Annotated in this window: 16 protein-coding genes and 5 tRNA genes; 15 read left to right on the forward strand and 6 right to left on the reverse strand. The window is 51.5% G+C overall.

Annotation, left to right across the window (positions count from 1 at the left end):
• Positions 1–168 precede the first annotated feature (168 nt).
• Positions 169–1,788, forward strand: a complete 1,620-nt coding sequence (locus OCL06_RS13950) for a methyl-accepting chemotaxis protein (protein ID WP_262995594.1) — start codon at positions 169–171, stop codon at positions 1,786–1,788.
• A gap of 66 nt (positions 1,789–1,854) precedes the next feature.
• Positions 1,855–2,751 (forward strand): histone deacetylase family protein, encoded by an 897-nt coding sequence (locus tag OCL06_RS13955; RefSeq protein ID WP_262995596.1) that lies wholly within the window; start codon positions 1,855–1,857, stop codon positions 2,749–2,751.
• Positions 2,752–2,765: 14 nt separating this feature from the next.
• On the opposite strand, the gene OCL06_RS13960 is transcribed toward OCL06_RS13955, so the two are convergent.
• From OCL06_RS13960 to tsaA, 4 genes are all read right to left on the reverse strand, one after another.
• Entirely contained in the window at positions 2,766–3,647 is an 882-nt protein-coding gene (locus OCL06_RS13960) for a phospholipase A (protein ID WP_262995598.1), read from the reverse strand.
• Positions 3,648–3,704: 57 nt separating this feature from the next.
• Positions 3,705–4,544, reverse strand: coding sequence for an MBL fold metallo-hydrolase (locus OCL06_RS13965; protein WP_262995600.1), 840 nt, complete (start codon positions 4,542–4,544; stop codon positions 3,705–3,707).
• Between the two features lie 41 nt (positions 4,545–4,585).
• Positions 4,586–6,286, reverse strand: a complete 1,701-nt coding sequence (locus OCL06_RS13970; RefSeq protein ID WP_262995602.1) for a proline--tRNA ligase — start codon at positions 6,284–6,286, stop codon at positions 4,586–4,588.
• 101 nt (positions 6,287–6,387) lie between these two features.
• Entirely contained in the window at positions 6,388–7,107 is a 720-nt protein-coding gene (gene tsaA, locus OCL06_RS13975; RefSeq protein ID WP_262995604.1) for a tRNA (N6-threonylcarbamoyladenosine(37)-N6)-methyltransferase TrmO, read from the reverse strand.
• A gap of 266 nt (positions 7,108–7,373) precedes the next feature.
• Here tsaA and OCL06_RS13980 point away from each other — a divergent pair, with 266 nt between their 5' ends.
• Genes OCL06_RS13980 through OCL06_RS13995 form a run of 4 tightly spaced genes read left to right on the forward strand, consistent with a single transcriptional unit; the run spans position 7,374 to position 11,875 of the window.
• A complete protein-coding gene (locus tag OCL06_RS13980; RefSeq protein WP_262995606.1) occupies positions 7,374–8,303 on the forward strand; it encodes an ABC transporter ATP-binding protein in 930 nt (309 codons plus the stop codon).
• Positions 8,300–9,034 carry an ABC transporter permease subunit gene (locus tag OCL06_RS13985; RefSeq protein WP_262995608.1) on the forward strand — a complete coding sequence of 245 codons (735 nt, stop codon included), beginning with the start codon at positions 8,300–8,302 and terminating at the stop codon, positions 9,032–9,034. The genes OCL06_RS13980 and OCL06_RS13985 overlap by 4 nt, the downstream gene beginning before the upstream one ends.
• A 4-nt stretch (positions 9,035–9,038) precedes the next feature.
• Positions 9,039–10,886, forward strand: coding sequence for a GldG family protein (locus tag OCL06_RS13990; protein ID WP_262995611.1), 1,848 nt, complete (start codon positions 9,039–9,041; stop codon positions 10,884–10,886).
• A complete protein-coding gene (locus OCL06_RS13995) occupies positions 10,883–11,875 on the forward strand; it encodes a DUF4340 domain-containing protein (protein WP_262995612.1) in 993 nt (330 codons plus the stop codon). Before OCL06_RS13990 ends, OCL06_RS13995 begins: the two co-directional genes overlap by 4 nt.
• Before the next feature lie 21 nt (positions 11,876–11,896).
• On the opposite strand, the gene OCL06_RS14000 is transcribed toward OCL06_RS13995, so the two are convergent.
• Together OCL06_RS14000 and folD are read right to left on the reverse strand one after the other, a co-directional pair.
• Complete coding sequence (locus tag OCL06_RS14000) at positions 11,897–12,451, reverse strand: DUF1415 domain-containing protein (RefSeq protein WP_262995614.1); 555 nt, start codon at positions 12,449–12,451, stop codon at positions 11,897–11,899.
• Positions 12,448–13,302: a bifunctional methylenetetrahydrofolate dehydrogenase/methenyltetrahydrofolate cyclohydrolase FolD gene (folD, locus tag OCL06_RS14005; protein ID WP_262995616.1), complete on the reverse strand. Its 855-nt coding sequence runs from the start codon at positions 13,300–13,302 to the stop codon at positions 12,448–12,450. Before folD ends, OCL06_RS14000 begins: the two co-directional genes overlap by 4 nt.
• 298 nt (positions 13,303–13,600) lie before the next feature.
• Between folD and OCL06_RS14010 the strand changes: the two genes are divergently transcribed.
• The 9 genes from OCL06_RS14010 (at position 13,601) to lon (ending at position 20,489) form a co-directional block, all read left to right on the forward strand.
• A tRNA-Pro gene (locus OCL06_RS14010) sits at positions 13,601–13,677 on the forward strand.
• A 26-nt stretch (positions 13,678–13,703) separates the two neighbouring features.
• A tRNA-Arg gene (locus OCL06_RS14015) sits at positions 13,704–13,780 on the forward strand.
• Positions 13,781–13,890: 110 nt separating this feature from the next.
• Positions 13,891–13,966, forward strand: a tRNA-His gene (locus OCL06_RS14020).
• 6 nt (positions 13,967–13,972) lie between these two features.
• Positions 13,973–14,057: transfer RNA gene (locus OCL06_RS14025), tRNA-Leu, on the forward strand.
• Positions 14,058–14,079: 22 nt separating this feature from the next.
• Positions 14,080–14,156, forward strand: a tRNA-Pro gene (locus OCL06_RS14030).
• 354 nt (positions 14,157–14,510) lie between these two features.
• A complete protein-coding gene (gene tig, locus OCL06_RS14035; protein WP_262995618.1) occupies positions 14,511–15,815 on the forward strand; it encodes a trigger factor in 1,305 nt (434 codons plus the stop codon).
• A 98-nt stretch (positions 15,816–15,913) separates the two neighbouring features.
• Positions 15,914–16,543, forward strand: coding sequence for an ATP-dependent Clp endopeptidase proteolytic subunit ClpP (gene clpP, locus OCL06_RS14040; protein WP_262995620.1), 630 nt, complete (start codon positions 15,914–15,916; stop codon positions 16,541–16,543).
• Between the two features lie 77 nt (positions 16,544–16,620).
• Positions 16,621–17,895, forward strand: a complete 1,275-nt coding sequence (clpX, locus tag OCL06_RS14045; protein ID WP_262995622.1) for an ATP-dependent protease ATP-binding subunit ClpX — start codon at positions 16,621–16,623, stop codon at positions 17,893–17,895.
• Positions 17,896–18,134: 239 nt separating this feature from the next.
• Entirely contained in the window at positions 18,135–20,489 is a 2,355-nt protein-coding gene (lon, locus tag OCL06_RS14050; RefSeq protein ID WP_262995624.1) for an endopeptidase La, read from the forward strand.
• Positions 20,490–20,776: the final 287 nt, after the last annotated feature.

Here is a 20,776-nt window from a genome sequence, read left to right on the forward strand (position 1 = left end):
GTTTTCTGGTGCCTAAGCGCAAGCAAGAGAGGCGCTTAGGCTTACTTAACTGAGGGTATGTGTCAACATACCCGCTTATACCGGATTATACCGGTGCTGTCACGCACCTGTCACAAACCTGCTCTTTAATAGCTGACTTCTTCGTGCGTTATCGTAAAGGTTGGAATTGTGAACTACACCAGTATCAGCAAGCTGGTTATGACCCCTGTGCTTGCCAGCTTATTTTTGCTTGTGCTGCTGAATGCCTCATCAATTGTGAAAGCATTCTCATTATTAAATCAGGTAGACGAGCTTGAGCATACACTGGTGCAGGCCGAGCGGGATGTGAATGAGGTACTCAGTATCTTCAAAACCCAGGTACAGGAATGGAAAAATGTCCTGATACGAGGCCATGATAACGCCGACCGGGAAAAGTACTGGAAACGGTTTAAGCAACGCGAAGCGCAAATAACCCAGGCATTCACTGAACTCCTGGCAAATCCGGCAGTGAGTGAGCAGGCCAGAGCTGATATTAAGGCTTTCACTGAAGCCCATGCCCATATGGCAAAAAAATACCGTGAAGGTTTTCAGGCGTTTGTCGCATCTGGTTATGATCCTCAGGTGGGTGACAGCTATGTACGCGGTATTGACCGTGAACCAGCTAAATTGTTAACCATCATTGCTAACACCATAGCAGACAACTCTCAGGCGGCATTTATTACCCTGCGGGCCGACACCCGTACTACCTTGTGGTGGATTTTGGTGGCCTCTGTGGTGCTCTCTGTCTTATCGGTAATGTATGTGGTCTACCGGTTGCGTACTCAGGTTATTGGGCCAACCCGGGAAGTGGCCAGAGGCATTGCGGGACTGGCAAAGAGTCAGTATGACGTGACCATCCACCACCAGAGTCAGCATGAGCTGGGGGTGCTGGCTGACTCAGCCCGGGCGCTGCAGGCTAAACTACATCAGTCGGTTACACAACTACAGCAAGCCGAAACAGAAATGAGCCGGGCAGTATCAACACTGGGTGAAGTCAGTACCGCTATTCAGGAGGGAGCGGATGATCAGCATGCAACCTCACAATCGCTGGATGCCAGTACAGACTCACTGCGTGCTATTGTGCAGAATCTGGTCGCCATTACCAATCAGGTTGCCGTCGCCACCCAGCGCTCCGAAAGGAACGTGGACAGCTGCTATCGTACATTTGAAAAAGCAAATGATGGCTTTCGGCAGTTGGCCGCCACAGTTTCCGGCTCCAGTGACACGGTGAATGCATTACAAACCCGCAGTGCCAACATCCTTAAAGTGGTAAACGTCATTAATGAAATTGCCGACCAAACCAATTTACTGGCTCTGAACGCAGCCATTGAGGCGGCGCGCGCCGGTGAACATGGGCGCGGATTTGCCGTTGTGGCGGATGAGGTCAGGGCACTGGCTGCCAAAACCCAGCAATCCACAAAAGAGATCAATGATATTCTGACCAGCTTCCAGGCAGACGCGAAGGGGGCAGTGCAGGCCATGGATGAGGGCAAGCAGCTTTCCGAAGCAAATGCTGCCGAAGCAGAAGCGGCGCTTGCCACGCTGGATATTGTGGTTCATGACATCCGGGAAACAGCCAGTGTGGTGGAAGCACTTAATGCCGCGGCCGATGAACAGGGTGTGGTGCTGGGCAATGTCGAAGCTATTATTGCCCGGGTGGTTGCGTCATCCGGACGTTACCGCGCGCTGTCGCAGCGCAGTGATATTTCCACCTCTTTAAACAGCATGTCGGAAAATGTGCAAAAAGTCGTGGATGGCTTGACCCGATAAGCGGCTATTGCCAGTATGCGTAACGGCGGTGAGGACTCGCCGCCGTACTTATTGCAACGAGGTAGCATGATCCCGCTGGTTTTCCATCCTATTTACAGTCAACTGAGTTTGCCCCGACGACACCGGTTTCCGATTGAAAAATATCAGGGGATCCGCGATGCGCTTGCCAGCCACAATGTGCCCGACGCGTGGTTTCATACGCCGTTGCCGGTCACTGAGAACGCGCTAAAGCAGTACTTTCACACCAACTATGTCAATGGCCTGCTGAACGGTACACTGGACACAAAAGCCATGAGGCGGATAGGTTTCCCCTGGTCGGAGCAACTTATCGCGCGCAGCATGACGGCAGTGGGGGGAACCTGTCTCACCGCCGAACTCGCCCTTAAGCACGGTGTGGCGCTTAACCTCACTGGAGGCTATCACCACGCGTTCGATACCTTCGGGTCAGGCTTTTGCCTGTTTAATGATTTATATCTGGCGGCCAGAACGATGTTGCAACATGCTGATATTGACCGGGTGCTGATCATCGATTGTGACGTTCATCAAGGCGATGGTACGGCCTGGCTGGCCCGCAATGATGCGGATATCGTCACCCTGTCGCTGCACGGCGAAAAGAATTTTCCTCATCGTAAACAGGTGTCTGATATGGACGTGCCTTTACCCAAGGGCAGTGGAGACAGCGAATATCTGGATACGCTCGACAGTGCCCTGACCCTGGCGTTCCGGTATCAGCCTGATGCCATCATTTATGATGCGGGGGTAGACATTCACACCCACGACGATTTAGGCCATCTGGACATTACCACGCAGGGGGTACTGGCCCGGGATAAGATGGTGTTTGCTGCCTGCCAGGCGCAGCAATTACCCATAGCCGCAGTGATAGGGGGCGGATATCAGCGTGACATTTCTGCGCTGGTGGATGTTCACTTGCAGCTATACCGCGCTGCCGGTGTAATAACGTAAGTACCGCTGCGAAACTACAGAAACATCAGCTGGAAACCCAACCCGATGCGTTCCTGCGAGCGATTGTAATCTATCAGTGAGTCACCGTAGCCGTTGAAGTACTGTAGCAGGAGTTCGTAGCGGTCGGAGAGCGGGTAGGTGAGGTTCAGCTGAATGCTGCCGCGGTTGTGACCGAAGTTCAGGTTATTGCGCACCAGCGCCAGCAGTTTGAAGTTCCCCATCTTAGTACCATAACCGAGCTCTACGCGGCCATAATAGTCCAGAATATCCGGGTTATCGTCGCCGGTAGGATCTATAGGATCGGCTTTTTCATCTTCGGGCAATCGGTACCAGGTTTTCAGGTAGTAAAGCTCATCTTCATCGCTGAAGAGTACCGACGCAAACAACCTGTTCCAGCTTCTGGAGCGCAGGCCACTCTGGCCGTTGGACATATGATTAAAGCCTACCTGCAGGGCATTAAAGTCATAACCTAGCAGGGTAATATCAGCAGCCTGCTGCCAAAAAATTTCGGGTTCGTAATTAGTTTCCCGAAACGGTTTGGAAACCTCACTGTTGTACAACTGCCAGAAGGAAGTCAGCGTGAAGCCAAAATATAAACCATCGGCTTCTTCCCGCAGATACAGGGGCAGCTTGACGCTAAGTTGAAATTTCGCTTCCCGATTATCCACCGTGGCGGGGGTCAGTTCGCTGTTTCCCAGAGAGTTAGGATTGGTAACAAACGTAAACGGTAACACATAGTTTTGCCGGTGCTGAGTAATGGAAAATAAATTGGACAAGGCTTCCTGATCGGCTTCAAAACGGGAACTCAGTATACCCGGGGCTTTTTGCTGCTCTTCCTGCTGTGTGGAAGCCGGTTGGGGCTGTTCGGTTTGCGCCACTGCGGGTGGGCACAGCAAAATTACAGCTAACAAGGAGCGAAAAGGTATCACGGTACTGGCATCTCCGTAAGATAATTAAAGTGTCAGTGACAGGCCTTCGGCCGCAGCGAACAAATCCAGTTTTGACTCGGCCACGTTCAGGTAGTGGCAGCAGTGCGCCACCATGGCATCTATGTCATCGTCCGTGCGTTCCGGATCGTGGCTGTACAACGCCATGCGTTTTGCGTTGCAGGCCATGCCCAGCTTCGCCGCTTCTTCGGCGATACTGTGGCCCCAGCCTGCCTTGGCTGGCATATCAGACACCATATACTGGGCATCGTGGATCACCAGATCGGCATCCTGTGCAAAGCTGACAAAGCTCAGAAAGTCCGTGTCTTTTTTGTACGGCGGATAAAGCTCATTGTCGGTTATATAGGCCAGCTTGCTGCCGCTGTCGGTGATCAGATAGGCGCTGCCCTTGCCGGGGTGATTCAGTCGCAGGCGGCGGATGGTGGCGCTACCAATGGTCCAGCTGTGCGTATCATCCGCTTGCACACATAAATTAATTGAGGACGTCAGCGCGGCGGCAGGAACCGGAAATACGGTACCCTGCATCTGACGCAGGATTTGATCGTGCTCGGCCGGGGCGGTCTGGCCCGGATAAATATTAATTTCCCGTTGTTTCTGGTAGATGGGCGCGAAAAACGGAAAACCCTGGATATGGTCCCAGTGATTATGGGTGAGCAGCAAATGAATAGGTGTGGTTTTTTTAACCAGCTGATTGCCCAGTGCCCGGATACCGGTGCCGGCATCCAGAATAATATCGGTGCCATCACTCAGGGTAACGTGGACACACGCAGTGTTGCCGCCATAGCGGACAAAGTCGGCGCCGGGGCTCGGTATTGAGCCTCTGACACCATAAAAAGTTACCTGCATGTCTCCTCCGTTACATCCTGTTGGCGGGCAGGAGCGGTTCGCTATAGGGCGCGAACAAACTCACTTACTGCATCAACATCGAGTAATTGTTTTTCACCACTACGACGATTCTTATACTCAACCTGCTGGTTGTCCAGGTTTCTTTCGCCAATCACGATGCTGTGGGGCACGCCAATCAGCTCCATGTCATTGAACATGACCCCTGGACGCTCTTTACGATCGTCAAACAGCACTTCCACGCCAAGATCAGTGAGTTGCTGATAAATAGCTTCAGCAGTGTCTTTGATCCGCTGTGATTTATGCATATTCATTGGGATCAGAGCGACCTTGAAGGGGGCTATAGGATCGGGCCAGATGATGCCAAATTTATCATGGTTCTGCTCGATTGCCGCCGCCACGATACGTGACACACCAATGCCATAACAGCCCATCGTCAGCGTCTGGTGTTTGCCTGTTTCACTGAGCACGCCGCAATTCATCGCCTGAGAATATTTGTCGCCAAGCTGGAAGATATGACCTACCTCAATACCACGCTTAATTTCCAGTGCGCCTTCACCATCCGGTGATGCATCGCCGGCTTCAACGTTGCGCAGGTCCGCAGTGGCAGGTTGCTCCTGCCAGTTTGCGTTTATCAGGTAGGTGTCGGCGGTGCCCGCGCCACAAATAAAGTCGGCCAGCGCTGCGGCACTGTAATCGGCTACTACAGGCAGTTTGCACTCTAGCGGGTTTGCGCTGAGTGGGTTGCAACCAAGTAACTGGGTGGCCTTTTCTTCACTGGCGATGGTCAGTGGCGCAGCCACACTTTCAAGCTTTTCTGCTTTAACACTGTTGAGAGTATGATCGGCCCGCAATACCAGGGCTACCCAGGTTTCAGCGTCATCGTCGCTATGGCCTTTGACAACCGTCACGGTGAGCGCCTGGTTGGCTTGTTTGCCCTGCGCTGAATAGAACGCATCCAGGCTGGTGTTGCTGTCTTTGGTTGCAGTAGTGACAGGTGCGCCTGAAGAGACTTGCGCGTCGGCAACCGGCGCAGGCGCCATTTCGACATTGGCGGCATAGCCCGAGCTATCAGAGAAAGCAATGGCGTCTTCGCCGGACGCGGCAAGTACGTGGAATTCGTGAGACACACTACCGCCGATGGCACCCGAGTCGGCGATAACCGCCCGGTAGTCCAGGCCCATTCTTTCAAAAATGCGGCAATAGGTGTCATACATCACTTCATAGGTTTTCGCCAGACAGCTATCGTCAAGGTGAAAGCTGTAGGCATCTTTCATGGTGAATTCGCGGCCGCGCATGATGCCGAACCGGGGACGTACCTCGTCGCGGAATTTGGTTTGGATCTGGTACAGATTCAGGGGTAATTGCTTGTAACTGTTCACTTCAGTGCGAACCAGCGACGTGATCACCTCTTCATGGGTTGGACCAAGCACAAAGTCCCGCTGCTGACGGTCTTTTACGCGCAGCAATTCAGGACCATATTCGTCCCAGCGACCGGACTCCTGCCACAGGTCGGCAGGCTGTACCACCGGCATGAGTACCTCTACGGCACCTGCACGATTCATTTCCTCACGCACGATGTCGGCTACTTTATTCAGCACCCGCAAGCCAGAAGGCAGCCAGGTGTACAGACCGGAGGCCAGTTTGCGGATCATGCCAGCACGAATCATTAATTGATGGCTGATCACTTCAGCTTCGGCAGGGGTCTCTTTTTGCGTCGACAGTAAATAGTTGCTCGTGCGCATTGCGAGTGGATTCCTTGTAACAATTTTCAAATTTTGCGTATTCTAGCCCTTACGCCCGGTCAAAAAAAGGAAAATGACTCGGGCGGGCGCAATCACTGTTGCTATTCACTCAGTGGGTCAATACTCAGCACTTCAACAGTGCCATCGGTAACCCGCCAGCTGATGTCATTGTGATAAAGCACTACCTTGTACACTTTGGGATCGGTCGCGAGTTTCTGACGATAGGCCGGGCGGGGATCTTGTTGCAAAACACGGCACAGCAGCGCGCGAAAGTCAGGATGTTGCTGGCTCAACGTGTCGGCAGTCAGACTGGCCTCGTCATGAAAACGTACCGAGCGCTCAGGCAGCGGGGCATAGCTATCCAGCTTGTCTTCAGCGTCAGCCACCGCATCCGCATAAGCCAGATAGGGTTTAATATCTATGATGGGAGTGCCGTCCAGCAGATCCACACCCGAGACAAGCAGTTGTAACTGGTCATCCTGCTGATGCCACCCTTCATTTTTTACCACTGACATCCCGATGCCATTCGGCCGGTGAGTGCTGCGAGAGGCAAACACACCCATGGTGTCGTTGCCCCCCAGACGCGGGGCTTTCACGGCAGGCTTCCAGCCCCGGGACAGGGTTTCATGGAATATAAATAACAGCCACAGGTGAGAATAGTCCTCAATCCCCTTGAATACCCGGGGGTCGGCCACCGCCTCAGACAGGGTGATGCAGCCCCGGGCTCTGGTGAGTGCTGACTGCCGGGGAATGGCAAATTTTTGCTGAAAAGGCGTGGCAATGTGACCAATGGGGTTGAGCGAATACGAGTGGGCTGTCATGGTAGCGAGGTTAACACTAAGGATATCTGACGGTAGTGTCCCATTTGTTTGGGTTGTATGGCAAATGCGTGATTGCTTCGCGGATATGGCTGCCAAATAGACCGACAGTTATTTCATTATTTTCTTTGTTTGAACCACTGAATCAGGTGATTGAATTTTCCGCCTGTGACACTATATTACTTGCGCCGGTGATGCCTGCCGGCCGACGATTCTGGTGATGTACAGGAACAATCAGAACAAACCACAGTGATCGTATTAGGAAGCTTATGATCTCAGTACAAAATCTTTCCAAATATTTCGACCAGTTCAAGGCGGTTGATGACCTGACGTTTGATATCGGGCCCGGCGACATCGTGGGTTTTTTAGGCCCCAATGGCGCAGGTAAGTCAACCACGATGAAAATGCTGACCGGTTTTCTTGCGCCGTCCTCAGGCAATATAGAAATTAATGGCCAGAACGTTGCCGAGCACAGTAAAGCTATTCAGCAACAGATTGGTTATCTGCCAGAAGGTGCGCCAGCATATGGCGATATGACCGTTTATCAGTTTCTGCACTTTATCGCTGACATTCGCAAACTGCGCGGTAAAGAGAAGCAAGCCCGGGTGGCGGCAGTGACAGACCGGCTGGAATTACACAGTGTGCTTAACCGCCCTGTTGAAAACCTGTCCAAAGGCTTTAAACGGCGGGTGGGGCTTGCTCAGGCTATCATTCACGACCCCGCAATACTTATACTGGATGAACCTACTGATGGGCTGGACCCGAATCAAAAGCACCAGGTTCGGGAACTCATCCAGGGCTTATCGGAAGATAAAACCGTGATTATTTCTACTCACATTCTTGAGGAAGTGGCGGCGGTGTGTAATCGCGTGATGATTATCGCCAAGGGCGCCCTGCAGTTCGATGATACGCCCGGTGCGTTGCAGCAACGTTCGCGGTTTTATCAGTCAGTCAGTTTGACGTTAAGCTATGCCGCCGATATTTCCGGCCTGGCCGAGCTGGATGGCGTGGCTGATATGGAGGTGGATCGCAAAACCGGCCGGGTGACGCTGTTTCCTGAATCCGGTCAGCCTATCTTGCCTCAGGTTACCGAGCACATTCAGCTGCGCCGGTTACCGGTGGAGGATTTGCACGTAGAGCAGGGGCGGCTTGACGACGTCTTTCGTGAGATTACAACGCAACAGGAGGTGCGGGGATGAGAAATATCTGGATTATTGCCCGCCGCGAATTCAGCAGCTTTTTTGCCACCCCGGTGGCCTACGTATTTATTGCGATCTTTCTGGTATTAAGTGGCATTTTCACCTTCTTCATTGGCAACCTGTTTGAGCGTGGACAGGCAGATATGTTGCCGTTCTTCAATTTCCATCCCTGGCTGTATTTGTTTCTGGTCCCTGCCATTGCGATGCGCACTTGGGCAGAAGAGCGCAAGTCAGGCACTATCGAATTGTTGATGACCATGCCAGTGAGTATTGGTGAAGCGGTCCTTGGTAAGTTTCTGGCGGCATGGGCGGTTCTCGCGCTGGCGCTGGCGCTGACATTCCCGTTATGGCTGACGGTGACATACCTTGGCGCGCCGGATCACGGCATTATTATTGCTGCCTATTTGGGCAGCTGGTTAATGGCAGGGGCTTTTCTTGCCATAAGTATGTGTATGTCCGCGCTCACTAAAAACCAGGTAGTGGCGTTTATTCTGGCAATCGTGGTGTGTTTTCTGTTTGTTGTCAGCGGCTCAAACATTGTGCTGGACGCGTTTCAGATGTGGGCCGGCAATGCGGTGATTGATACCGTGGCATCGTTCAGCTTTTTGTCACATTTTGAGTCGATGGCGAAAGGAGTACTGGCGATGAATGATGTGGGGTACTTCGTTATTGCGATTGGCGTCTGGTTGTACGCCAGTCTGATCATTATTGAACAGAAAAAGGCAGACTGACATCATGAAAAAACTTTCTGTATTTTTCAGCCTTGCGCTGTTGATTATTCTGTTTGTGGCGCTGGTGGTAGTGAACAACCAGGTACTGAGCCAGTTCCGTGCGGACCTCACCGAAAATGACGTGTATTCCCTGTCGGAAGGCAGTAAAGCGGTACTGGACGAACTGGAAGAGCCCGTCACGCTGTATTTTTTCTTTTCTGACACAGCATCGAAAGGGATGACTGGTCTGCGTAATTATGCCAATCGGGTGCAGAGTCTGCTGGAAGAGTATGAGCAGGCATCAGGGGGCAAGGTTAAACTTAACATTGTCGACCCGGAGCCTTTTTCTGAGGCAGAAGATCAGGCTACTCAATTTGGATTGACCGGCGCTGCCATTGGCTCTGTGGGGGATTCGGTTTACTTCGGGCTGGCTGGCACCAATACGCTGGATGATCAGTTTACTATTGGTTTCTTTGACCCTCAGAAAGAGCAGTTTCTGGAGTATGAAATCAGTAAGCTGATTTACCAGCTCAGCGACCCCGATCCGGTAACACTGGCGCTGGTTACATCATTGCCCGTGTCCGGCGGGCAGAATCCCATGACGGGTCAGTACCGTCAGCCCATGGTCATCTACGAACAGCTTAGCCAGTTATTTAATGTTGAGGTGGTGACCGAAGACGCTCAGAGTTTACCCGCCGACACCGATGTGGTGATGCTGGCGCACCCCACCGGACTGAGCGAATCGCTGAAATATGCCATCGACCAGTTCGTGATGAATGACGGCCGGGTGCTGGCATTTGTCGATCCTCACTATGAATCCGACCCACTTGCTGCTATGGGGGCTATGCAAGCCAATGCTTCCGACAGTTCGCTACTGCGCGCCTGGGGAATTAAACTGGTTGAGAATAAAGTGGTGCTGGATGAACAGCTGGGTCTGGAAATACGTGCTCAGGCTGGAGGAATTGTTCGTCACCCCGGTATTCTGGGGCTGAGTGAAGCCTCGCTGAACCGCGAAGATGTGACCACCGCTAACCTTGAAGTCATTAACGGCGCGTCATTTGGCACGCTGACGCTCAGTGATTCCAGTGAATTGCAGGAGGAAGTCCTGATGACGACCTCTGCCAATGCATTGCTGTTAGATGCGCAAACTTACGCGCAAACGCCGGATCCCGCGTCGTTATTGCTCGGCCAGACTGATGAGCGTACCCGCTTGCCGCTGGCTGCACGGTATACCGGTAAATTATCGTCGGCTTTTGACGCCGCCCCCGCCGATACTGATGAAGCACTGATCCCCACCACTGACAACGCCAATATCATTGTGGTTGCCGATGTCGATACGCTGGTGGAGCAGTTCTGGGTGCAGCAATCCAGTTTCTTTGGCCAAACCTTGTATACGCCTTTTGCCAACAATGGGGACTTTGTGACGAATGCAACGGAGAATCTGGCCGGCAGTAACTCACTGATTAGCGTGCGCAGCCGTGGTACGTTCGCCCGCCCGTTTACCCGGGTACAGGCAATAGAAATGCAGGCTGAAGCACGTTTCCGCGAGCAGGAAGAGAAATTACAGAAGCAACTGGCAGACACCGAGCAGCAACTGGCGCAACTGCAGTCGCAACAGTCCCAGGGCGGGGCGTTGGTGTTAACCGACGAGCAGCAGTCTGCCATTGACGACTTTATGCAACAACGACTGGAGATTCGGAAGGCGTTACGGGATGTGCGTTATCAGTTAGAGCGGGATATTGACGCCCTGGGTAACTGGTTGAAACTCATTAATATTGCCGCTGCGCCTCTGGCACTGGTATTTCTGTTGTTTGTGCTGGCCTGGTTACTCAGGCGGCGGGCGCCGGCCAGTATGAAGGAGGAACGGGAATGATGACTCGAACGGCGGTATTACTGATACTGGTTGTGCTGACCGTGGGCGGTGCGTACTGGCTTAGCCTGGATAACGCGAGTCCCGGTGTGGCCGAAGAGCATCGCTGGCTGAATGAATTCAGCGCGCAGGCCTCCTCCATAAATGCAGTGACTGTGTCAAACGCGCAGGGTGTGTTGTTTGCGGCAACTCAGATCAATGGCGACTGGATGGCCACTCATGTGGATGCCAATCAGGCGTTTCCGGTTAACCGTCAGGCGCTGGGGGAACTGGTCAGCACGCTCAGGCAAACCAGCGTAGTAGAGCCAAAAACTGCCAGTGCTGAGTATTATCCCCGGTTGGGGGTTGAACCGCTCTCCAGTGCCGATGCACAGGGTACCCTGGTGGAGCTGGGGACCGGCAAACAAAGATGGGCAGTCATAGTGGGGAATACGGCCACCAACGGCATGGGTCAATATGTGCGCGAGCAACAGGCTGACATCAGTTACCTGATTGATGCGTCTGTCCCGCTGCCGTCTTCCGCCACTGACTGGTTAATCAGTGATGTATTGCCTTTTGGTGCTGCAGAGGTGGCAGGAATAGAAATCACGCATGCAGACAACCGCAAAATTACACTGAGTCGCAATGATGACGATATGGCCGCGCCCTGGCGCTGGCAACAGCAACCCCGAAACCGGACGCTGACCTACCCGGGCGTATTAGCCCAATCGGTGGCCGACATCGTGGATATACGGTATGCGGGGGTAGCACCTTATATTCAGGAAGAGTGGGAGCAACGGGCGCTGCTCGGTAACGTGCGGATTACACTGAAATCGGGTAGTGAGGTTGTTGCCTATCTCGCTGAGGCCGATGAAGCGGGCGCGTACCGTCTGTGGATCAGCACTCCGGATAACCCGCAATGGATCAGCGACTGGGTTTTTGAATTGAGTGACTTCCAGGCTGCGCCTTTCCGGTTGACTGCTGACGACCTGCTGCAGTCAGAGGACAAGTAGTACAGAAATGGCCACGCAGCGCTAATCGCGCTGCGCGTGCTTGCACTGCTTTAACAGCGTTTTAAAGTAAGCCTGGCCTTTTTCTTCTGTCACTTCCATGTTGTCTTCGTATATCTGCTCTGGGGCACCATAAGACGCCAATGCTTTTTCAATGTCATCTTCACGGATCAGATGCAACACCGGGTGTGGAGAGCGGTTTGTGAAGTGGCTGGCGGCGTCTTCTGGTTCACCGTCAAACAGATAGTCAGGATGAAAGCTGGCTAGCTGATACACCCCCCGGTAACCCCATTCCTCCAGCAATCGTTCGCCCATGCCCAATATATCCAGATAGCCTGCAAAGGATGCGGTGGATTCACTGTCCAGAATAATCAGCGTAGTGGCGACTTCAGGGTCGCTATCCAGCATTCGACATTCCTGGAAAAGATCCTCAAGAATATCCCCGGCGGTTCCTTTACTAACCCGATAGCGGATACGATCGGGCTGACGAACAAAGCGGGCAAACGGGCAAAAATTGTGGGCAATAACCACATCGTCCACCCACTTTCTGGTGGCCGTAATTACTGGATGGTCACTCATGAATGGAATTTCACATACGCTTCCAGGGTATTTTCAATCAGGCTGGCCACGGTCATCGGCCCAACCCCGCCGGGCACCGGCGTGATCCAGCCAGCGCGGTCGCGGGCTTTGTCGAATTCAACATCACCCACCAGGCTGCCATCCTTACTGCGGTTAATGCCCACGTCAATCACGATAGCGCCGGGTTTGATCCAGTCGCCCGGAATGAAGTTCGCCTTACCTACGGCCACTACCAGCAGGTCGGCACGACTCACATGTGCACGCAAATCACCGGTAAACTTATGGCAGGTGGTCACTGTACAGCCCGCTAATAACAGTTCCAGACTCATGGGGCGGCCGACGATATTGGACGCGCCAACGATTACCGCATCCAGTCCTTTGATGGGACGCTTAGTGGCTTCAATCATGGTCATAATGCCTTTTGGCGTACAGGGACGCAGAGCGGGGATACGCTGCGCCAGACGGCCGATATTGTAGGGATGAAAACCATCGACATCTTTATGCGGATGTATGCGCTCAAGCACCTGTTCGGCATTCAGACCGGCAGGGAGGGGCAGCTGAACCAGTATGCCGTCAATTTCGCGGTCTTCATTTAAGTCATCGACCAGCTTAAGCAAATCCGCTTGCGAGGTATCGGCAGGTAAGTCAAATGAACGGGATACAAACCCGACTTCTTCGCAGGCGCGCCGCTTATTAGCCACATACACCTCGGAAGCGGCATCGCTGCCAACCAGCACCACAGCAAGACCCGGTGGGCGTTTATTCGCTTCTTTAAGCGAACTTACATATACGGACACGTCCTCGCGGACTTGTTTGGCTATCTGTTTACCATCGATTAAATGCGCAGTCATAGGGGTGGGAGTCCATCGTTATAACAGTTCAGGTTATTGTTTCATAAAAGCGTGGGAAGCTACCAGCGCAAACTTCCGCCAATATACTAACAACCAGATGGCGGATACGCCGAAGGGGCAAAGTGTATTAATAGCGGCGGGATAGTAGAAAAACTGCCCATATCGAACAAAAAAACACAGATCTGATCGGTTTGCGAGCAGTTGAACATTTTACTTAAAAAAGGGTTTGACGAGGTGGGGGGGAGTGGGTAATATGCGCACCCCGTAGCGGTAGTGAAGTTCACAACCCCTACACAGTCGGTGAGTGGCGCAGCTTGGTAGCGCACTTGGTTTGGGTCCAAGGGGTCGCAGGTTCAAATCCTGTCTCACCGACCACTTTTTTGCAAGTGAAGATTCGTCGAGCGCCCGTAGCTCAGCTGGATAGAGCAACGGCCTTCTAAGCCGTGGGTCGCAGGTTCGAATCCTGCCGGGCGCGCCATTGGCGGGCAGGTAGGTAAACAACCTGAACGAAATGGAAAGAATCGTCAGGCGAATAATTTAGTGATATACTCACTGCGAAATTGTTTGCCAGTTTGTAACACCTCTATGGTGGGCGTAGCTCAGTTGGTAGAGCCCCGGATTGTGATTCCGGTTGTCGTGGGTTCAAATCCCATCGTCCACCCCATTTTCTGCGGAAGTGGTGGAATTGGTAGACACGCTGGATTTAGGTTCCAGTGCTTCACGGCGTGAGAGTTCAAGTCTCTCCTTCCGCACCATTAAAATCCCTAAGTAATATATCGGTGAGTGGCGCAGCTTGGTAGCGCACTTGGTTTGGGTCCAAGGGGTCGCAGGTTCAAATCCTGTCTCACCGACCATCTTTTGAAGTTCTTCAGCCCTGTTTTAAATTACCTCTGTTACGGCAATGATGTTCATCAGCATCGTTCTGCACTAATTTTACGGATCACGTTTTGGCATAATGCCATCTGATAAACAAAATCCACCCAAATCGCTTCGAAATGCGCTTTTACTCTCGACTCTCCAGTGTGCTGACTGTATACTACCGCGTCTTTTTTTAACCAATGCGTTAAACCGAAGCAGTTGGTTCAGACCACTAAATCGGTTGTAAGCGCGAGATATCGACCTCTACCCCGGTGTGATATGCCTAACGGCAGACGGGAGAGGGGAATGAGCACAAAGCGTCTGTAGAGACGTAAAGTTGAGGTAACAGAATGCAAGTTTCAGTCGAGACGACCCAGGGTTTAGAACGCCGTCTTACTATCACCGTTCCAGCTGACTCCGTTGATTCAGCAGTTAAATCTCGCCTACAGCAACTGGCGAAAACACAGCGTATCAATGGCTTCCGTCCAGGTAAGGTACCAGTAAGCGTAATTAAAAAGCGCTACGGTCAGGCGGTTCGTCAGGAAGTGGCTGGTGATGTTATGCAGCAGAATTTCTACCAGGCGGTGATGCAGGAAAAACTGCAACCAGCGGGTATGCCAAAATTTGAACTGACCAACGACAAAGACGGTCAGGATCTGGAATTCGTTGCATCATTCGAAATCTACCCAGAAGTAGAAGTGAAAGGCGTTAGCGATATCGAAGTAGAGAAGCCAGTAGTGGAAATCAAGGATGAAGACCTTGATAACATGATGGAAACGCTTCAGAAGCAACACGCGACCTGGAAAGAAGTGAAACGCAAAGCGAAGAAAGATGATCGCGTTGTGATTGATTTCGTAGGCACTATCGACGGCGAAGAGTTCGAAGGCGGTAAAGCTGAAGACTTCACGCTGGAGCTGGGTAAAGGCCGCATGATCGAAGGCTTTGAAAAGCCAATCGTTGGTGCCAAAGCCGGTGAAGAAGTGACAGTAGAAGTTACTTTCCCTGAAGACTACCACGCAGAAGCCCTGAAAGGGAAAGACGCGGTCTTCCAGGTGACTGTGAAGAAAGTAGAAGGTCAGCAACTGCCTAAAGTTGATGATGAGTTTGCCACGCTGTTCGGTGTGGAAGAAGGCGGCGTTGAAGCGCTTAAAGCTGAAGTTCGCAAGAACATGCAGCGTGAACTGGATCAGACTCTGAAGACTCAGGTTAAAGAAGATGTTATCGCCAAGCTGGTAGAAGCGAACGAAATCGACATCCCTGAAGCACTGATCGAGCAGGAAGTTAATGCACTGCGCGAGCAAGCGAAACAACGCTTCAGCCAGCAGGGCGGAGGCCAGAATATGCCAGAACTGCCAGCTGAGCTGTTTACCGATAACGCCAAGCGTCGCGTATCAATTGGTCTGCTGTTAGGTGAAATCATCAAGCAGAACGAGCTGAAAGCTGACGAAGCGAAAGTAAACGAGATGATCGAAACACAGGCTTCTGCCTATGAAGATCCTCAGGAAGTGATCGACTACTACAAGAACAACCAGGAACTGATGCAACAAATGCAGAATGTTGCCCTGGAGGAGCAGGCGATCGAGTGGGTTCTAGACCAGGCTAAGGTCAACGAAGTCACTAAAGAGTTTGACGAGGTAATGAACAAACAGGCGTAATTTGTTACTGTCTGATTGACTTAACCTGTCAGCAACTGCTTAAATGCTCGGAGCCTTCCGAGCATTTTTGTTTTTAACGCTAAGAATTCAAGGTAGCTATGACTAATACCCCGTTTGATCCAATGAATGCACTCGTTCCCATGGTCGTTGAACAGACCTCTAAAGGTGAGCGTTCTTATGATATTTACTCACGTCTTCTGAAAGAAAACGTGATCTTTCTGGTTGGACAAGTGGAAGACCACATGGCTAACCTGATTGTCGCCCAAATGCTGTTTCTGGAAGCTGAAAATCCAGAAAAAGATATTTTCCTGTACATTAATTCTCCAGGTGGCTCGGTAACTGCCGGCATGGCCATTTATGACACGATGAATTTTATTAAGCCAGACGTCAGCACAGTATGTGTGGGACAGGCAGCAAGCATGGGCGCATTCCTGCTGTCTGGCGGCGCGAAAGGTAAGCGCTATTGCCTGCCTAACTCGCGGGTGATGATTCACCAGCCACTGGGCGGCTTCCAGGGCCAGGCGTCAGATTTTGAAATCCACGCCAAAGAAATTTTATCCATTAAAGAAAAACTGAACCGTCTGTTGTCGCAGCACACCGGACAGGATTACGAAACGGTTGCCCGCGATACTGATCGCGATAACTTTTTGTCAGCCACAGAAGCTAAAGAATATGGCCTGATAGATCAGGTTCTGACAAATCGATCTGACGCAGCCACAACTAAGTAGTATAGTTATAAGAACACCTGACCGCGTGCTACGGCACGCGAAATCAATTCAATTCAGGTAAGGCAGAGGCAAACATAATGAGTGATAAACAGAACGGTGACGGTGATAACAAATTACTGTACTGCTCGTTTTGTGGCAAAAGCCAACACGAAGTGAGAAAGCTGATCGCCGGCCCGTCGGTATTTATATGCGACGAGTGCGTAGAGCTTTGCAACGACATCATTCGTGAAGAAATTAAGGAAATTGCACCTAAACAAAAACAGGATGCACTTCCCAAACCTCACGAGATCCATGAACACCTGAATGATTATGTCATTGGTCAGGAACATGCCAAAAAGGTGTTGTCAGTGGCGGTGTACAACCACTACAAGCGGTTACGCAGTGGCGATGTCCATGAGGGCGTTGAGCTCGGCAAAAGTAATATTCTGCTGATCGGTCCTACGGGTAGCGGTAAAACCCTGCTGGCTGAGACGCTGGCACGGCTGCTGGATGTACCTTTCACAATGGCTGATGCCACTACATTAACCGAAGCGGGTTATGTGGGTGAGGATGTAGAGAACATCATCCAGAAGCTATTGCAGAAATGCGACTACGATGTGGAAAAAGCGCAGCGTGGTATTGTGTACATCGATGAAATTGACAAAATTTCACGTAAGTCCGACAACCCGTCAATTACCCGGGATGTGTCGGGCGAAGGTGTCCAGCAGGCCCTTCTGAAACTCATCGAAGGCACAGTAGCCTCGGTTCCGCCACAAGGCGGCCGTAAGCACCCGCAACAGGAATTTTTGCAGGTAGATACCTCGAAGATTCTGTTTATCTGTGGCGGGGCGTTCGCCGGGCTGGATAAGGTCATTCAGCAACGTGCGCAGACTGGCAGTGGTATCGGTTTCGGTGCTAAGGTGAAGTCGAAAGAAGATGAGAAGCAGGTTAGCGAGCTGTTTAAGCAGGTCGAACCGGAAGATTTGGTGAAGTACGGGTTAATTCCTGAGTTCATTGGTCGTCTGCCGGTGGTCACCAGCTTAGAAGAGCTGAGCGAAGACGCGCTTATTCAAATTCTGCGCGAACCGAAGAACGCTATTACCAAGCAATACGGAGCGTTGTTTGCGCTGGAAGACACCGAGCTGGAGTTCCGTGACGATGCGCTTTACGCGATAGCCAAGAAAGCCATGCAGCGCAAAACCGGTGCCCGTGGCCTGCGGTCAATTGTGGAAGCTGTGTTACTGGACACCATGTATGACTTACCCTCAATGGATAACGTCAGCAAGGTAGTGATAGATGAAACCGTAATCAGAGGGGAATCAAAACCTATCCTGATATACGACAACGCGGACAAAAAAGCCGCGTCAGAATAAAAAAAAGGCCTGCGGGCCTTTTTTTATGCCCGCCATCCTATCCATCTGCAACCAAACACCGCTGAGTGCCAGAATTATTGTTCACCCTGAATTAAGGGTTGCCATTACGGTAAAAATCGATAATGGTGAAATCTGGCATGCGCAATCATGGATAGATAGCCAATCAATCAAAAAGCAGATTGAACTTTGTTATCGCATCCCCATATAAATCGACATTGAAAATAAGATAGAGAGCACGTATGACAGACGAGCGCGATAATCGCATTGAAATTCCCGTACTCGCGTTACGGGACGTGGTAGTGTACCCGCACATGGTCATACCCTTGTTTGTAGGACGAGACAAGTCTATTCGCTGCCTTGAGGCAGCAATGGAGAACGACAAGCAGATATTTTTGGCTGCCCAGAAAGACGCCGGTGTTGATGAGCCTGAGTCTGATGATATTTATGGTGTGGGCACCATTGCCACCATCCTTCAGTTACTTAAATTGCCTGACGGTACCGTCAAAGTGCTGGTAGAGGGTAATGTGCGTGGCGAAATCACTGAGTACACCCAGTCTGAACCGTATTTTACCGCCCAGGTAGACCGGATAGCAGATGAAGCTATCCCGGAAAGTGAGCAGGAAGTGCTGATCCGCTCAGCTGTGTCACAGTTTGAAGGCTACGTTAAGCTAAACAAAAAGATCCCACCTGAGGTGCTGACCTCGCTGAATGGCATCGATGACGCCGCACGTTTAGCCGACACAATGGCCGCGCACATGCCACTTAAGCTCACTGAAAAGCAAAAAGTGCTGGAAATGAAAGGCGTGAATGAACGCCTGGAATATTTGATGGCTCTGATGGAAGGTGAAATCGATCTGTTGCAGGTAGAAAAGAAAATTCGTACCCGCGTGAAAAAGCAGATGGAAAAAAGCCAGCGTGAGTACTATCTGAATGAACAGATGAAAGCCATCCAGAAAGAACTGGGTGAGCTGGACGATGCGCCGGACGAATTTGAAGCGTTGGGGAAAAAAATCGACGACGCGAAGATGCCTAAAGAAGCCGAAGAAAAGGCACGGGCAGAGTTACAGAAACTGAAAATGATGTCCCCCATGTCCGCCGAGGCCACGGTGGTGCGCAGCTACATTGAGTGGCTGACCTCAGTGCCGTGGAATAAGCGTAGCCCGGTGAAGAAAGATTTGTCACGGGCCGAACAGGTGTTGGATGCCGATCACTATGGGCTTGAGAAAGTCAAAGAGCGCATCGTTGAATATCTGGCTGTACAACAGCGGGTGAAGAAACTCAAAGGCCCTATTCTGTGCTTAGTCGGGCCACCAGGGGTAGGTAAAACCTCGCTTGGGCAGTCAATTGCCAAAGCCACCGGGCGTAAATACGTGCGCATGGCGTTAGGTGGTGTACGGGATGAAGCTGAAATTCGTGGTCACCGTCGTACTTATATCGGCTCGCTACCGGGCAAGCTCATTCAGAAAATGTCTAAGGTGGGTGTGAAGAACCCGTTATTTTTGCTGGATGAAATAGACAAGATGTCTGCGGACATGCGGGGCGACCCATCATCGGCACTGCTGGAAGTGCTCGACCCGGAGCAAAATAACAGCTTCAGCGACCACTATCTTGAAGTCGATTACGACCTGTCGGATGTGATGTTCGTAGCGACGTCAAACAGCATGAATATTCCCGGGCCATTGCTGGATCGGATGGAAGTGATCAGGCTGTCGGGTTACACCGAAGACGAAAAGCTGAACATTGCCACCCGCCACCTGATCAACAAACAGATGGAACGCAACGGCCTCAAAAAGAAAGAACTGGACATCACCGAGTCGGCCATCATTGGTATTATTCGGTACTACACCCGTGAAGCGGGCGTCCGGAACTTAGAGCGGGAAATTTCCAAGGTATGCCGTAAAGCGGTTAAAGACATCCTGTTGAACAAAAACAAAGATACCGTGGTTGTGTCGCAGGATAACCTGAAAGATTTCCTGGGCGTGCAGCGCTTCGATTACGGCAAAGCCGACAAGGAAAACCAGATTGGACAGGTCACAGGCCTGGCCTGGACGCAGGTAGGCGGAGACTTACTGACTATCGAAACGACAGCCGTACCGGGTAAAGGCAAAATGACGTCCACCGGGTCACTTGGCGACGTGATGCAGGAGTCGATCAAAGCGGCCATGACGGTAGTGCGTAGCCGCGCAGATAAACTGCGTATCAACGATGACTTCTACGAGAAGCGTGACATTCACGTCCACGTGCCTGAAGGTGCCACGCCAAAAGACGGCCCCAGCGCGGGTATTGCCATGTGTACTGCCCTGGTGTCTTCGCTAACGGGCAACCCGGTGAAGTGTGAAGTGGCCATGACCGGCGAGATCACCCTGCGTGGTGAGGTCCTTGCCATTGGCGGTCTGAAGGAAAAACTGCTGGCCGCCCACCGGGGAGGTATTAAGACCGTGGTGATTCCAAAAGACAACGAACGCGATCTGGAAGAAATTCCGGATAACGTCAAAAAAGACCTGGATATTCATCCGGTACAGTGGATAGACGATGTGTTAGACATCGCTCTGCAGGAACCGGTGGAATCCTTTAAGGTAGTGTCTGCCAAGTAATCATCAGTAAGGCTGCAGCACCTGTTTTATAAGGGCTGCAGCCTTTTTTTATTAGTTTTTGCGTAAAAAATATACATATACGCGCGGATTCGCTGAATTTTTTAAAATTAGGGCTTTCAAGACCAGGAAGTTGTGTTACCTTTACTGAGTACTCGCTTGAAGCCTTGTCACTAAAGGGATGCAGCGATTCATTAAAAGTTAATTATTTGTTACATCTAGCTTGATGTTAACTTTCAAGCTTGTTATAACGTCCAAGCAAACATGAATGATAATGTGTTTCGGACAAC

The sequence above is a fragment of the Alteromonas salexigens genome (genome assembly GCF_025628895.1).
GTDB classification, from domain to species: Bacteria; Pseudomonadota; Gammaproteobacteria; order Enterobacterales; family Alteromonadaceae; genus Alteromonas; species Alteromonas salexigens.

Bases quoted from the DNA above. Each gene is read 5' to 3' on its own strand.
- OCL06_RS13955 (WP_262995596.1), top strand. From the start codon at position 1,855: ATGATCCCGCTGGTTTTCCATCCTATTTACAGTCAACTGAGTTTGCCC.
- OCL06_RS13965 (WP_262995600.1), bottom strand. From the start codon at position 4,544: ATGCAGGTAACTTTTTATGGTGTCAGAGGCTCAATACCGAGCCCCGGC.
- OCL06_RS13970 (WP_262995602.1), bottom strand. From the start codon at position 6,286: ATGCGCACGAGCAACTATTTACTGTCGACGCAAAAAGAGACCCCTGCC.
- tsaA (WP_262995604.1), bottom strand. From the start codon at position 7,107: ATGACAGCCCACTCGTATTCGCTCAACCCCATTGGTCACATTGCCACG.
- OCL06_RS13980 (WP_262995606.1), top strand. From the start codon at position 7,374: ATGATCTCAGTACAAAATCTTTCCAAATATTTCGACCAGTTCAAGGCG.
- OCL06_RS13985 (WP_262995608.1), top strand. From the start codon at position 8,300: ATGAGAAATATCTGGATTATTGCCCGCCGCGAATTCAGCAGCTTTTTT.
- OCL06_RS13990 (WP_262995611.1), top strand. From the start codon at position 9,039: ATGAAAAAACTTTCTGTATTTTTCAGCCTTGCGCTGTTGATTATTCTG.
- OCL06_RS13995 (WP_262995612.1), top strand. From the start codon at position 10,883: ATGATGACTCGAACGGCGGTATTACTGATACTGGTTGTGCTGACCGTG.
- OCL06_RS14000 (WP_262995614.1), bottom strand. From the start codon at position 12,451: ATGAGTGACCATCCAGTAATTACGGCCACCAGAAAGTGGGTGGACGAT.
- folD (WP_262995616.1), bottom strand. From the start codon at position 13,302: ATGACTGCGCATTTAATCGATGGTAAACAGATAGCCAAACAAGTCCGC.
- tig (WP_262995618.1), top strand. From the start codon at position 14,511: ATGCAAGTTTCAGTCGAGACGACCCAGGGTTTAGAACGCCGTCTTACT.
- clpP (WP_262995620.1), top strand. From the start codon at position 15,914: ATGACTAATACCCCGTTTGATCCAATGAATGCACTCGTTCCCATGGTC.
- clpX (WP_262995622.1), top strand. From the start codon at position 16,621: ATGAGTGATAAACAGAACGGTGACGGTGATAACAAATTACTGTACTGC.
- lon (WP_262995624.1), top strand. From the start codon at position 18,135: ATGACAGACGAGCGCGATAATCGCATTGAAATTCCCGTACTCGCGTTA.